The sequence below is a fragment of the Haliea sp. genome (assembly GCF_040221975.1).
Taxonomy (GTDB): Bacteria; Pseudomonadota; Gammaproteobacteria; order Pseudomonadales; family Halieaceae; genus Haliea.
Window position 1 is genome coordinate 64,456 of record NZ_JAVJWR010000019.1, and the last position, 12,343, is coordinate 76,798.

The following is a 12,343-nucleotide window of genomic DNA, read 5'->3' on the forward strand; positions in this document are numbered from 1 at the left end:
GCAGGCATCAGCCAGCGTCCGGCGCAAACCCGGAATTATACGGGAGAAGGGTGGTTGTGGCCATGTTTTTGCAGATTTTGGCGGCCGTTCGGGCAGTGATCGGGGATTTCCGGTTATACTGGCCCGCTCGCGAGTTGCGGCGGCCAGAACCTGCCTGCAGCGGGCGCCGACAGCGTTCACGACAATCCCGGATCGAGGCTTCATGACCGCGCTACCAGACACCGTCGACACCCTAATCCACCCGGGCTGGATCGTACCCGTCGTGCCTGCTGGCGCCGTGCTCACCGGCCACAGCCTGGCAATCAGTGGCGGCCGCATCGTCGCCATCCTGCCGCGGTCAGAGACCGCCCATATCGTCGCCCGGGAGGTCTTCGAGCTGGCTGACCACGCGCTGCTCCCCGGCCTGGTCAACGCCCATGGCCACGCGGCCATGTGCCTGCTGCGGGGCTATGCCGACGACCTGGCACTGGCACCCTGGCTGGAACAGCACATCTGGCCCGCCGAGGGGCGGCACGTGAGCGATGCGTTCGTCAGCGACGGGGTGGAGCTGGCCATTGCCGAGATGCTGCGCGCCGGCACCACCACTTTTTCCGACATGTACTTCTTCCCCGATGCCTGCGCCCGGATCGCCCAGGCCCGGGGCATGCGCTGCCAGATCACCTTCCCCATCCTCGACTTCCCCACGCCCTGGGCCCGGGATGCCGATGAATACATCAGCAAGGGCCTGGCGCTGCGGGACACCCTCAAGCACAGCGAGCTGGTCACGCTCGGCTTCGGCCCCCATGCGCCCTACACGGTCAGCCAGCCCACCCTGGCCCGCGTCGCCACCCTCGCCGCGGAGCTGGATGCGCCGGTACAGATTCACCTGCACGAGACCCGCGGCGAAGTGCTGCAGGCAGTGGAAGCCAACGGTGAACGGCCTCTGGACACCCTGCACCGCCTGGGCCTGCTGGGGCCACGCACCCAGTGTGTGCACATGACCGACATCGGCGACCAGGACATCGCCCTGCTCGCCGAGACCGGCGCCCATGTGGTGCACTGCCCCCAGTCCAACATGAAACTGGCTTCCGGCAGCTGCCCGGTGCACAAATTGCTGGCCGCCGGCGTCAATGTCGCGCTGGGGAGCGACAGCGCCGCCAGCAACAACGACCTCAACCTGTTCGGAGAAATGCAGACCGCGGCACTGCTGGCCAAGCTGAACAGCGGCGACGCCAGCGTCCTGCCCGCCGCGGAGGCCCTGACCATGGCGACCCTGGGCGGCGCCCGCGCCCTGGGCCTGGAGGAGCAGATCGGCAGCCTGGAGCCCGGCAAGCTGGCCGACATGATCGCGGTGGATCTGGGCGGCCCGGAAACCCAGCCTCTTTACAACGCGCTCTCGCAGCTCGTTTATGCCTGCAACGGCAGCCAGGTGACCCACAGCTGGATCGGCGGCGAGCTGCGACTGCGCGAGCGGCAGCTGACCGGTTTTGATCTCGACGCCCTGAGCCAACGTATCGGCCACTGGCAACAACGGATGACAGGAACAAGCGCATGACCGCACGAGCGAACGTCGACCCCGGGGAAATCGCCAAGTTCGAGGCGCTGGCCTCGCGCTGGTGGGACCGCAACAGCGAATTCAAGCCCCTGCACGACATCAATCCCCTGCGGGCCAACTACATTGACGAACATTCAGCGGTGGCCGGCAAGACCCTGGTGGATGTGGGCTGTGGTGGCGGCATCCTGGCGGAGTCCATGGCCCATCGCGGTGCGCGGGTCACCGGCATCGACATGGGCGAGGCACCGCTGGCGGTGGCGCGCATCCATCAACTCGAGTCCGGTGTCGAGGTGGACTACCGCCAGACCACGGCAGAGGACCTGGCCACGGAGCAGCCCGGCCACTACGAGGTGGTCTGCTGCCTGGAGATGCTGGAGCATGTACCCGACCCGGCCGCGATAGTCGCGGCCTGCGCGGCGCTGGCAGCACCCGGTGGCTCGCTCTACTTCTCCACCATCAACCGCAATCCCAAGGCCTTTGCCTTTGCCATTGTCGGCGCCGAGTATGTGTTGCAGCTGCTGCCCGCCGGCACCCACGAATACAGCAAGTTCATCAAGCCCTCGGAACTGGCGGCCTGGATCCGGGCGGCAGGACTGAGCCTGGAGGGCATGACCGGCCTGGTCTACAACCCCTTCAGCAAGCAGTATCGGCTGCACCCCCGGGACGTGTCGGTGAACTACATGGTGCGGGCCGTGAAACCGGCTGCGCCATGACGCGGCCGGACCCGGCCGCGCTCAGGGCGGTCATATTCGACCTCGACGGCACCCTGGTGGATACCGCCAGCGAGTTCGTGGTGGTGGTACAGGCGCTGCGCGCGGAACATGACCTGCCGCCGCTGGAGCCAGCACGCATCTGCGCCAGCGTATCCAATGGCGCCCGCGCCCTCGTTACCCTGGCCCTGGGCACTGTGGAAACCGATCCGGTCTTTGAGCAGCAGCGATTGCGACTGCTGGAGCTGTACGGCGAAGTGCTGGGCAGCAGTGCGCGGCCCTACCCCGGTATCGAAGCCTTGCTCGCAGAGCTGGCAGCGCGCGGCATCGGCTGGGGCGTTTCCACCAACAAGCCCCGCGCCTATGCCGCGCCGTTGCTGGAGCGGCTTGCGCTGCAACCGCCACTGGGCAGTCTGGTCTGCCCCGATGATGTCAGCGAGCGCAAGCCGCACCCGGAATCACTGCTGCGCAACTGTCGCGAGCTGGGCTGTGAGCCGCAGCAGGCGATCTACGTCGGTGACCACCAGCGCGACATCGAGGCTGGTTTGCGCGCGGGCATGTTCACTATTGCGGCCCTGTACGGCTACATTGAAGCCGACGACGATCCGGCCCTCTGGGGTGCGGATGCCAGCGTCGACTGCAGCACGCAACTGCAGGGCCTGATCCTGGCCCCCCACTGAGCACCGGAGCAACCATGCACAGTCCCGTCATACCCACCGACTACAGCCCCGCGCAAGATCTGCTGCAAGGCAAGGTGATCCTGGTCACCGGCGCCGGCGACGGCATCGGCCGCGCCGCCGCCGAAAGCTATGCGGCCCACGGCGCCACCGTCATCCTGCTGGGGCGCACCCTGGCCAAACTGGAAGCAGTATACGACGCCATCGAAGCCGCTGGCGGTGCCCAGCCCGCCCTGTTTCCGCTGGATCTCGCCACTGCCAGCGAAGCTGACTATGCCAACCTGGCAGAGGCCATGGACAGCACTTTCGGGCACCTCGATGGACTGCTGCACAATGCCAGCCTGCTGGGGGAGCGGCGCCCGATCGCCAGTGCGACCTGGCCCGCCTGGGCGGAAGTGATGCAGGTCAATGTCAACGCCCAGTTCCTGCTGAGCAGGGCCCTGCTGCCGCTGCTGGAACAGGCGCCGCAGGCTTCGATTGTCTTTACCTCATCCGGCGTCGGCCGCCGCGGTCGCGCCTACTGGGGGGCCTACGCGGTATCGAAGTTCGCCACCGAAGGGCTGATGCAGGTGCTTGCGGACGAACTGGAGAACACGTCGAGAATCAGGGTCAACAGCCTCAACCCCGGCGCCACCAACACGGCCATGCGCCGCAGCGCCTACCCGGCGGAAACCCCCACCGTCAATCCTGCGCCGCAGGATCTCATGCCGGCCTATCTGTACCTGATGGGCAACGACAGTCTCGGCGTGACCGGGCAGGCCCTGAACGCCCGGGCCTGAGCCCGGGTCGACCTATCTCTTGCCCGGTTTGCGCGGTGAGCGTCGGCCGGGCGCGGTGGGCACCGGTCCCTTGCGCTTGCCGAACTGGCGCTCCATGACTTCCTTTTCCTTGATCGTGTTGCGCTTGACCTTTTTCGGCTCCAGTTTGGCCAGCTGGTACAAGGCCTTCACTTCCTTCGGCTCCATCTCCGCCCACTGGCCCTGCTTGACCTTGGAGGGGATAAACACGTTGCCGTAGCGCACCCGCTTCAGGCGCGAGACCGTCAGCCCCTGGGACTCCCACAGCCGCCGTACCTCGCGATTGCGGCCCTCCATCAAGACCACGTAGTACCAGTGGTTGATACCGTCGCCGCCACCGTCCTGGATATCGGTGAAGCGGGCAACGCCGTCGTCCAGCATCACCCCTTCCAGCAGGCGTGCCAGGACATCCTCGTCCACCGCCCCCATCACCCGCACCATGTACTCGCGTTCGATATTGGCAGAGGGGTGCATCAGGGCATTGGCGAGCTCGCCATCCGTGGTGAACAGCAGCAGGCCGGACGTATTGAAGTCGAGGCGGCCGATGGAGATCCAGCGCCCGGACTTGATCTTGGGCAGGCGCTCGAATACCGTGCGCCGGCCCTGCGGATCCTTGCGGCTGCAGACCTCGCCGGTGGGCTTGTGGTAGAGGATACAGCGGGTCTGTTCAGCCGGCACGGGCTCCAGCGGCTTGCCATCGATGCTGATGCGGTCGCGCTCGCTCACCCGGTCGCCCAGCGAGGCGCGCTTGCCCTCCACCTCCACGCGGCCCTCTTCTATCCAGCGCTCCATCTCGCGGCGCGAACCCAGGCCGGTGCGGGCCAGGACTTTCTGCAGTTTCTCCCCGGGGACCGTGGTCGCTCCGGGAGCAACCTGCGCTGCCGGTGGGGCTTCAAGCTTGCGTTTGCTCAATGGATTTGTTCCGGGTCGGGTGGCGGTTCATGACTGGCAGCGGCGTCAGCGACTGGCTCGACTTCCGTGGCTGCAGGCGTGTCCAGGAGGCCGGCATCAATGACGGCGGCCTCCAGGGGATCGTTGAAGCCCAACTCGGCGTTCAGGGTCTCCAGGTCGCGAATCTCCGCCAGCGCCGGCAACTGGTCCAGGTTCTTGAGATTGAAATAGTCCAGAAACTGGCGGGTGGTGGCGTACATGGCGGGGCGACCGGGCACATCGCGATGGCCGACGACGCGGATCCACTCGCGCTCGTGCAGGGTCTTGATGATGTTGGAACTGACCGCCACGCCGCGGATCTCCTCGATTTCACCGCGGGTAATGGGCTGGCGATAGGCGATCAGTGACAGCGTTTCCAACAGGGCACGGGAGTATTTCTGCGGCCGCTCCTGCCACAGGCGCGCCACCCAGGGTGCCAGGGACTGGCGCACCTGAAAGCGGAATCCGCTGGCGACCTCGCGCAGCTCATAGCCGCGGTCCGCACAGCGCTCGCCCGCTGCCGCCAGGGCCTCGCGGATATCTGCGGGCGCCGGCCGTTCATGCTCTTCAAACAGCTCCCCCAGCTGGGCCAGGGTCAGCGGCCGGCCAGCCGCCAACAGCGCGCCCTCGACAATCTGCACCAGGGTGGAATCGGTTTCCGCCATCTTACTCGGACCTTGCCTTGACATGGATCGGGCCAAAATTCTCGGTTTGCACAATCTCCACCAGGGACTCCTTGATCAGTTCCATCACCGCGAGGAAGGTCACCACCACTCCCAGACGGCCCTCCTTCGCGGAAAAAAGTGCCACAAAGGGGACGAACTGACGCCCCGCGAGCTTTTCCAGCACCTCCGACATGCGCTCCCGGGTGGACAGGGCCTCGCGCTGGATGTGGTGGCTCTCGAACATGTCCGCGCGGCGCAGCACCTCGCTCAGGGCCAGCAGCAGCTCGCGCATGTCCACATCGGGATCGGGTCGTGCCCGGTCAAGATCCGGCGGCTCGGCGCTGCCCACCCAGGTATCCCGCTCCAGCCGCGGCAGTTCCTCAATGTCTTCCGCGGCCTTCTTGAAGCGCTCGTACTCCTGCAGGCGGCGGATCAGCTGTGCCCGGGGATCCTCTTCATCCTCCTCCACACTGGTGGCCCGGGGCAGCAGCATGCGCGACTTGATCTCCGCCAGCACCGCCGCCATCAGCAGGTACTCGGCCGCCAGCTCGAACTGCATGGCATCCATGAGCTCGACATAGCGCATGTACTGGGCGGTAATTTCGGAGACGTCGATCTCGAGGATATCCAGATTCTGGCGCCGGATCAGGTACAGGAGCAGGTCCAGCGGTCCCTCGAAGGCTTCCAGAAACACTTCCAGCGCCTGCGGCGGGATATAGAGATCCCTGGGCAGCTCGGTCATGGCCTTGCCCAGGACAACCGCAAACGGCATCTCCCCCTGCTGCGGGCGCTGGGCGGCAGCGGCTTCAGTGCCTGCAGGGGGTGTTACCGGCGGCGTATCGTTCACGGGGCTTCCTGTACTCATCAAGGACGCGAGTATACCCGATCAGGACTCAAATGGGGTCACATCGCCCTTGCCCGCCCGCAGGATTACCGGCACGTCATCCACCAGGTCGACCACGGTAGTGGGCTCGAGGCCGCAGTAGCCGCCGTCGACAACGAGGTCGACTTCATGCTCCAGCAGCTCGCGGATGTCGTAGGGATCGATGAGCGGCAGCTCGTCTCCGGGCATGATCATGGTCACACTCATCAGTGGCTCGCCGAGGTCCGCCAGCAGGGCCATCGCGACCGCATTGTCGGGGATGCGCAGGCCCACGGTCTTGCGCTTGGGGTGCATCAGGCGCCGCGGCACCTCTGAGGTCGCGCGCAGGATAAAGGTGTAGGGGCCTGGCGTACTGGCCTTGAGCCGCCGATAGGCCGTGTTGTCCACCTTGGCGTAGTTGGCGATGTCGGAAAGGTCGCGACACACGAGGGTAAAGTTGTGGCGATCGTCGAGGCGACGAATACGGCGAATCCGGTCCAGCGCGGCCTTGTCGCCGATCTGGCAGCCGAGGGCATAGGCGGAGTCGGTGGGGTAGACCACCACCCCGCCGGCACGGATGATGTCCGTGGCCTGGCGGACCAGCCGGGCCTGCGGGTTGTCGGGGTGAATCTGGAAGAACTGGCTCACGATGCTTCTCCTGGTGAGCGGGTAGCGGGCAGCCAGCGCTCCCATACGCCGCGCAGATTGCCCAGGTGGCGCAATTCTACACCCAGTTCCGGGCCCCAGGGGCTGTCCCGGTGAAAATCACTGCCAATGGACACTTCCAGTCCATATTCCAGCGCCAGCCGGCACAGCTGCCGGGTCTGGTCCGGCGTCTGGCGACCATTGATCACCTCCAGAGCCTGGCCACCGGCGTCCCTGAAGTCCACCACCAGCCGCTGCAGCTTGCTGCGGGTCAACTTGTACTTGAGCGGATGGGCCAGCGCGGCAACCCCCCCGGCCGCGACAATCCACTCTGTCACCTCCGTCAGCGCCGGCCAGAAGGCCTTCACGTCCCCGGGCTTGCCCCGACCCAGGTAGCGGTCAAAAGCCGCACCCGTGTCCGCGACATGGCCCTGCGCCACCATCCAGGCCGCGAAATGCGGCCGCCCCAGCTGGCTCTCGCCCGCTTCCAGCAGGGCACCCTCCAGGCTCCCCGGAAAACCGAGTTTCGCCAGCCGCTCAGCGATCACCTCGCCCCGGTCGCAACGGGCAATTGCCAGTCGCGCCAGGCCCTGCTCAAGAACCGGGTGGGCGCAATCCACCCCGAGGCCCACCACGTGAATGGTCGCCCCGGACCAGACACAGGAAAATTCCAATCCCGCCACCAGGCTCATTTCCCCGTCACAGGGGCTATAATAGGCTGCCGCGGCCTCGTAGCCGCTCACGGTGTCATGATCGGTGATGGCAAACAGGCGGAGACCCCGGCTGCGCGCCCTGTCCACCAGCTGCTCGGGGCTCAGAGCGCCGTCCGACGCGGTGCTGTGGGTGTGGAAGTCAATCAGCACAAACTCTACACTCCGTGATCGCTGCAACTGTTATGGCCTGATGCGGGCCCGGCAGTGCCGACCCTTACACCCATCGTAACACGCTGGAGCCAGGTCATTTTTCATGAGACAACTACTGGAATTCGTTCCCATCGCCCTGTTTTTCATCGTCTACCAGATGGACGGCGACACCGTGTCCCTGTACGGCTGGAGCCATACGGTGGACGGCATCTTCAGCGCAACCGCGGTGTTGATGATTGCCACCGTGATCCAGGTGCTTGCCACCTGGGCACTGACCCGGCACCTGGAGAAGCGCCTGCTCTGGGTCGGCCTTGCCGCCTGCGGTTTCGGCGCCCTGACCCTGCTGTTGCGCAACGAAATGTTCATCATGTGGAAGCCGACCATCTTCAACTGGGTGCTGGCACTGGTTTTTGGCGCCTCCCAGTTCATCGGCCAACGCAACCTGATGGAGCGCACCCTGGGTAGCCAGATCCAGCTGCCACACCGGATCTGGGCCCGGCTCAACCTGCTCTGGGTAGCCCACTTCACTGTCGTCGGGGCCCTCAATCTGGTGGTCGCCTACGGCTACAGCGAGGCCACCTGGGTCAGCTACAAAATGTACTCTGCCATACTGTTCACAGTGGTTCTGAGCGGCCTGACCGCGTGGATGGTTGCGCCGCACCTGAAAGAACAGCCCGCCAGCAACCAGGAGTAGCGAACGGATGCTTTACGCGATTCTCTGTGAAGACGTCGACAACAGCCTGCCCCTGCGCCAGCGGGCACGCCCGGCGCACCTGGCGCGGATCCAGCAGCTGGTGGACGAGGGGCGCCTGCTGGTCGCCGGCCCGCACCCGGCCCTGGATACCGAAGACCCGGGTGAAGCCGGCTTCACCGGCAGCCTGATCATCGCCGAGTTTGCAAGCCTGGAGGCCGCCACCGCCTGGGCCGACTCGGATCCCTACGTCGACGCCGGCGTGTTCCGCCGGGTCACGGTCAAACCCTACAAACGGGTGCTGCCCTGAAGCCGCGACAGCGTGGTAAACTCGCCAGCTTTATCTTCAGCCCCGCCAAAAAGGACAGCGTTTTGCGGTACACCCTGATCATCTCCCTGCTGGCCCTGCTGCTCACCGAGACAGTGCAGGCACAGGACGTGCGCTATATCAGTGACACACAGTATGTCCCCGTACGCAGTGGCGCGGGCAACGAATTTCGCATCGTCCACCGCGGTATTCCCTCGGGTACCCGGCTAACCGTCAGTCGTGTTTCGGAAGACGGGGAGTGGTCCGAAGTCACCACCGGGAGCGGTACCAGCGGCTGGGTTCGAACCCAGCATCTGATGGCCGAACTTCCGGCCAGGAACCAGGTCGAGCAGGCGGTCGCGCGAGCCGAAAAGCTGGCTGCGGAAAACGCGGAGCTGGCCCGGGAACTGGCCGAACTGAAGGCCGTGCGCACTGAGCTGGAGGGCGACGTCGACAGCGCCGACAGCTCCCTGCAGGCCCTGACCGAGGAACTGGCGCAGCTGAAACAGATTTCCGGGCGCTCGCTGCAGCTGGATGCGGACAACCGGCGCCTGGTGGAAGAAGCCGAAAACCTGCGTGCCGAGGCCGACATGCTCGGCGCCGAGAACCAGCGGCTGCAGGAGAACCTGCGCAGCAGCGCGTTCCTGGACGGGGCCCTGGCAGTGCTGCTGGGGGTTGTCATCACCCTGGTGGCACCCCGTCTCTGGCCCAAGCGCCGGCGCAATGACGGCTGGGGCTGAGAGCCGCCCAACAACCTGCAACGAGAGGACCTGACCATGTTTCGCGCCCTGAGCCTGGCCCTGCTGTTTCTGCTGCCCCTGTCAGGGGCAAGGGCAGAGGAAACGCCGCTGCCCAACCCGCAGGTGGTGATCAAGACCAACGAGGGCGAGATCACCCTGCGCCTGTTCCCCGACAAGTCACCGATCACCGTGGCCAACTTCCTCGCCTATGTGGACGCGGGCCACTACAACGGCACCATTTTCCACCGCGTGATCCCCAACTTCATGATCCAGGGCGGCGGTTTCCTGCCCGACATGACCGAAAAGGAGACCGGGGCACCCATCGTCAATGAGTCGCGCAACCGCCTGCACAATGTGCGCGGCACTATCGCCATGGCCCGGACCGGCGACCCGGACTCGGCCGCGGCGCAGTTTTTCATCAACCAGCGCAGCAATTTGAGGCTGGACTGGTCACCCGGGCAGGAGGGGTATACCGTCTTCGGTGAAGTGACGGACGGCATGGCGGTGGTCGACTACATTGCCTCCAGCCCGGTGCAGACTCTCAATGGCCACCGCGACGTCCCGGCAGAGCCGATCGTCATCACCGAAATTGTCCGCAAGTCCCTGCCATGACCGCCCTTAGCGTCAACCTGAACAAAATAGCCCTGATCCGCAACTCCCGGGACACCCGCAACCCGGACATCCCGCGGCACGCGCAGATCTGCATCGACGCGGGGGCCGACGGGATCACCGTGCATCCACGGCCCGACCAGCGCCACATCCGGGTGCAGGACTGCCACGACCTGGCCGCCATGCTGAGCGTTGAATTCAATATCGAAGGCAACCCCATGACTGGCCCGCGCAAGAGCGACCGGCAGGGCGTCAGTGATTACCCGGGTTTCATGGCCCTGGTCAGGGAAATCCGCCCGGCCCAGTGCACCCTGGTGCCCGATGGCGACAACCAGCTCACCTCCGACCACGGATTTGACCTCAAGCGCGACGGCGACACCGTTGCGCCCCTGGTGCAGGAGCTGCAGGCCCTGGGGATCCGCACCAGCCTGTTCATGGACCCGGACCCGGAGCAGATACGCCTCGCAGCCCAGACCGGCACCGACCGTATCGAGCTGTACACGGAAAGTTTTGCCCGCGCCTTTGCCACCGGCCAGGATGTGGATGCGGTACTGCAGCGCTATATCGAGGCGGCCGAAGTGGCCGCGGAGGTCGGGCTGGGTCTGAATGCCGGCCACGACCTGGACCTGCACAACCTGCCGCTCTTTACCCGGGTCCCGGGTTTGCTGGAGGTGTCCATCGGCCACGCGTTGACCGTCGACGCCCTGAGCATGGGCCTGGCCCGTGCTGTCGCCGCCTATCAGCGCGCCCTCGGCAAAACCGTACCAGCACCGGCTGCATGAGCCGGGCCAACATGGACGAGGAACTGCCGCCTTATCTGGTCCCTCACAGCCAGGAGCCCATCCACATCCTGTATCAGGACGAGCACCTGTTGCTGGTCCGCAAACCCCACCTGCTGCTGAGCGTACCGGGGCGCCACATCCTCAACAGGGACTGCCTGGTAACCCGGCTGCAGCAGGACTTCCCCAGTGCCAGCATCGTTCACCGCCTCGATCTGGACACCTCCGGGATCATGGTCGTGCCGCTGGACAAGCCCACCCACGCCCACATCAGCCGCCAGTTCCAGGAACGGCTGGTCTACAAGCAGTACGAGGCGGTCGTCTGGGGGGTGGTCACAGCCGACAGTGGCGAAATCAACCTCCCCATCGTCAGTGACTGGGAACGGCGGCCACTGCAGAAGATCTGCCATGCAACCGGCCGCGAGGCGATCACCTGGTTCGAGGTGCTGGAGCGCGGACCGGATCGTACCCGGCTGCAACTGACACCACAGACTGGCCGCTCGCATCAGCTGCGCATCCACTGCCGCGAACTCGGCCACCCCATTCTCGGCTGCGACATGTACGCCCACGAGGCAGCGCTGGCGCTGTCACCGCGTCTGCTGCTGCACGCCACCGAGCTTGGATTCACCCATCCTGTCACCGGTGCCTGGCTGCAGGAGGCATGCCCGGCGGACTTCTGAACGTCAGTCCGGGGATGCCAGATAACTGCACCAATCGGACCAGCTGCCCGGGTAGAGCAGGGCGCCGTTGTCCCCCAGCTGTGCCAGGGCATACAGATTGACGCAGGCGGTGACCCCGGAGCCGCAGTACACTATCCGCGGCGCCCCCCCGGGAACCGCGGCAAAGTGTTCCGCCAGGGCAGCTGGATCGCGCAAGTGGCCCCGCTCATCACTGACACGCTGCCAGGGCACATTGAGGGCGCCCGGAATATGGCCCGCTACCGGATCAATGGGCTCCTCCAGACCGGCATAGCGGCGCGGCTCGCGGGAATCAAGCAGGACTGCCCCGGCAGCCTGCAATTGTGCCAGCTCGCCAATGTCACAACAGCCCGCATAGCCGCCAACGGCGGGCTGGGGACAGGGTCGGGGCGATGGTACATCCGTTGCCACGGCACCCCCCGCGGCCACCCAGGCCTGATAACCGCCATTCAGCAAGCTGGGCGGCCGATAGCCCAGCGCCCGCAGCAGCCACCAGAACCGGGCAGCGAAGGCGAAGCGGGAATCGTCGTAGGCCACCACTGGCGTTTCCAGGCCAATGCCCAGACCCGCGAGCCTCGCCGCCAGGGTACCGGGGTCGGGCAGCGGGTGACGCCCGCCGTGGCGAGCCACGGGCCCGGAAAGATCATCCTCCAGGTGCAGGTAATGCGCGCCGGGAATGTGGCCGGCAAGGTATTGCTCGTACCCGGCCCCGGGCTTGCCCAGCACAAACCGGCAATCGATGATGACAGCATCCACTCCGGCAACCAGTTCCTCCGTATCCAGCACAATGCATTACTCCCCGCAATCTGACGGCCAGGTGTCCGCCTGGAACCGGC

At 65.7% G+C, this 12,343-nt stretch carries 16 protein-coding genes; 10 read left to right on the forward strand and 6 right to left on the reverse strand.

The window, feature by feature from the left end; translation table 11 throughout:
- Positions 1-202 precede the first annotated feature (202 nt).
- Genes RLO07_RS07845 through RLO07_RS07860 form a run of 4 tightly spaced genes read left to right on the forward strand, consistent with a single transcriptional unit; the run spans position 203 to position 3,700 of the window.
- Complete coding sequence (locus tag RLO07_RS07845; RefSeq protein ID WP_462291584.1) at positions 203-1,534, forward strand: TRZ/ATZ family hydrolase; 1,332 nt, start codon at positions 203-205, stop codon at positions 1,532-1,534.
- The gene (ubiG, locus tag RLO07_RS07850; RefSeq protein WP_462291585.1) at positions 1,531-2,247 is read left to right on the forward strand and encodes a bifunctional 2-polyprenyl-6-hydroxyphenol methylase/3-demethylubiquinol 3-O-methyltransferase UbiG; all 717 of its coding nucleotides are present in this window, start codon (positions 1,531-1,533) and stop codon (positions 2,245-2,247) included. Before RLO07_RS07845 ends, ubiG begins: the two co-directional genes overlap by 4 nt.
- Complete coding sequence (locus tag RLO07_RS07855; protein WP_462291586.1) at positions 2,244-2,924, forward strand: HAD family hydrolase; 681 nt, start codon at positions 2,244-2,246, stop codon at positions 2,922-2,924. Before ubiG ends, RLO07_RS07855 begins: the two co-directional genes overlap by 4 nt.
- A 14-nt stretch (positions 2,925-2,938) precedes the next feature.
- Positions 2,939-3,700, forward strand: a complete 762-nt coding sequence (locus tag RLO07_RS07860; protein ID WP_462291587.1) for a YciK family oxidoreductase — start codon at positions 2,939-2,941, stop codon at positions 3,698-3,700.
- A 12-nt stretch (positions 3,701-3,712) separates the two neighbouring features.
- On the opposite strand, the gene rluB is transcribed toward RLO07_RS07860, so the two are convergent.
- Genes rluB through RLO07_RS07885 form a run of 5 tightly spaced genes read right to left on the reverse strand, consistent with a single transcriptional unit; the run spans position 3,713 to position 7,683 of the window.
- Positions 3,713-4,630: a 23S rRNA pseudouridine(2605) synthase RluB gene (gene rluB, locus RLO07_RS07865; protein ID WP_462291588.1), complete on the reverse strand. Its 918-nt coding sequence runs from the start codon at positions 4,628-4,630 to the stop codon at positions 3,713-3,715.
- Complete coding sequence (gene scpB, locus RLO07_RS07870; protein ID WP_462291589.1) at positions 4,627-5,313, reverse strand: SMC-Scp complex subunit ScpB; 687 nt, start codon at positions 5,311-5,313, stop codon at positions 4,627-4,629. Before scpB ends, rluB begins: the two co-directional genes overlap by 4 nt.
- 1 nt (position 5,314) lies before the next feature.
- Positions 5,315-6,160: a segregation and condensation protein A gene (locus RLO07_RS07875; RefSeq protein ID WP_462291590.1), complete on the reverse strand. Its 846-nt coding sequence runs from the start codon at positions 6,158-6,160 to the stop codon at positions 5,315-5,317.
- A 39-nt stretch (positions 6,161-6,199) separates the two neighbouring features.
- Positions 6,200-6,823, reverse strand: coding sequence for an L-threonylcarbamoyladenylate synthase (locus RLO07_RS07880; RefSeq protein WP_462291591.1), 624 nt, complete (start codon positions 6,821-6,823; stop codon positions 6,200-6,202).
- Positions 6,820-7,683, reverse strand: a complete 864-nt coding sequence (locus tag RLO07_RS07885; protein ID WP_462291592.1) for a PHP domain-containing protein — start codon at positions 7,681-7,683, stop codon at positions 6,820-6,822. The genes RLO07_RS07880 and RLO07_RS07885 overlap by 4 nt, the downstream gene beginning before the upstream one ends.
- Positions 7,684-7,786: 103 nt before the next feature.
- On the opposite strand from RLO07_RS07885, the gene RLO07_RS07890 reads away from it, so the two are divergent.
- The 6 genes from RLO07_RS07890 to RLO07_RS07915 all read left to right on the forward strand — a co-directional run bounded on the left by RLO07_RS07890 (position 7,787) and on the right by RLO07_RS07915 (position 11,489).
- Positions 7,787-8,377 (forward strand): inner membrane-spanning protein YciB, encoded by a 591-nt coding sequence (locus RLO07_RS07890; RefSeq protein WP_462291593.1) that lies wholly within the window; start codon positions 7,787-7,789, stop codon positions 8,375-8,377.
- Positions 8,378-8,384: 7 nt separating this feature from the next.
- Positions 8,385-8,684 (forward strand): YciI family protein, encoded by a 300-nt coding sequence (locus tag RLO07_RS07895; RefSeq protein WP_462291594.1) that lies wholly within the window; start codon positions 8,385-8,387, stop codon positions 8,682-8,684.
- A 62-nt stretch (positions 8,685-8,746) separates the two neighbouring features.
- Positions 8,747-9,421 (forward strand): TIGR04211 family SH3 domain-containing protein, encoded by a 675-nt coding sequence (locus tag RLO07_RS07900; RefSeq protein WP_462291595.1) that lies wholly within the window; start codon positions 8,747-8,749, stop codon positions 9,419-9,421.
- Positions 9,422-9,457: 36 nt separating this feature from the next.
- The gene (locus tag RLO07_RS07905; RefSeq protein WP_462291596.1) at positions 9,458-10,033 is read left to right on the forward strand and encodes a peptidylprolyl isomerase; all 576 of its coding nucleotides are present in this window, start codon (positions 9,458-9,460) and stop codon (positions 10,031-10,033) included.
- A complete protein-coding gene (locus RLO07_RS07910) occupies positions 10,030-10,812 on the forward strand; it encodes a pyridoxine 5'-phosphate synthase (protein ID WP_462291597.1) in 783 nt (260 codons plus the stop codon). The genes RLO07_RS07905 and RLO07_RS07910 overlap by 4 nt, the downstream gene beginning before the upstream one ends.
- Complete coding sequence (locus tag RLO07_RS07915; protein WP_462291598.1) at positions 10,809-11,489, forward strand: pseudouridine synthase; 681 nt, start codon at positions 10,809-10,811, stop codon at positions 11,487-11,489. Before RLO07_RS07910 ends, RLO07_RS07915 begins: the two co-directional genes overlap by 4 nt.
- Positions 11,490-11,492: 3 nt before the next feature.
- On the opposite strand, the gene RLO07_RS07920 is transcribed toward RLO07_RS07915, so the two are convergent.
- Complete coding sequence (locus tag RLO07_RS07920) at positions 11,493-12,293, reverse strand: sulfurtransferase (RefSeq protein ID WP_462291599.1); 801 nt, start codon at positions 12,291-12,293, stop codon at positions 11,493-11,495.
- Positions 12,294-12,343: the final 50 nt, after the last annotated feature.

What these genes read in the sequence shown, in the direction of transcription:
- RLO07_RS07860 (WP_462291587.1), top strand. Translation starts at nt 2,939, where the DNA reads ATGCACAGTCCCGTCATACCCACCGACTACAGCCCCGCGCAAGATCTG.
- RLO07_RS07855 (WP_462291586.1), top strand. Translation starts at nt 2,244, where the DNA reads ATGACGCGGCCGGACCCGGCCGCGCTCAGGGCGGTCATATTCGACCTC.
- RLO07_RS07915 (WP_462291598.1), top strand. Translation starts at nt 10,809, where the DNA reads ATGAGCCGGGCCAACATGGACGAGGAACTGCCGCCTTATCTGGTCCCT.
- RLO07_RS07890 (WP_462291593.1), top strand. Translation starts at nt 7,787, where the DNA reads ATGAGACAACTACTGGAATTCGTTCCCATCGCCCTGTTTTTCATCGTC.
- RLO07_RS07845 (WP_462291584.1), top strand. Translation starts at nt 203, where the DNA reads ATGACCGCGCTACCAGACACCGTCGACACCCTAATCCACCCGGGCTGG.
- RLO07_RS07910 (WP_462291597.1), top strand. Translation starts at nt 10,030, where the DNA reads ATGACCGCCCTTAGCGTCAACCTGAACAAAATAGCCCTGATCCGCAAC.
- RLO07_RS07895 (WP_462291594.1), top strand. Translation starts at nt 8,385, where the DNA reads ATGCTTTACGCGATTCTCTGTGAAGACGTCGACAACAGCCTGCCCCTG.
- scpB (WP_462291589.1), bottom strand. Translation starts at nt 5,313, where the DNA reads ATGGCGGAAACCGATTCCACCCTGGTGCAGATTGTCGAGGGCGCGCTG.
- RLO07_RS07905 (WP_462291596.1), top strand. Translation starts at nt 9,458, where the DNA reads ATGTTTCGCGCCCTGAGCCTGGCCCTGCTGTTTCTGCTGCCCCTGTCA.
- ubiG (WP_462291585.1), top strand. Translation starts at nt 1,531, where the DNA reads ATGACCGCACGAGCGAACGTCGACCCCGGGGAAATCGCCAAGTTCGAG.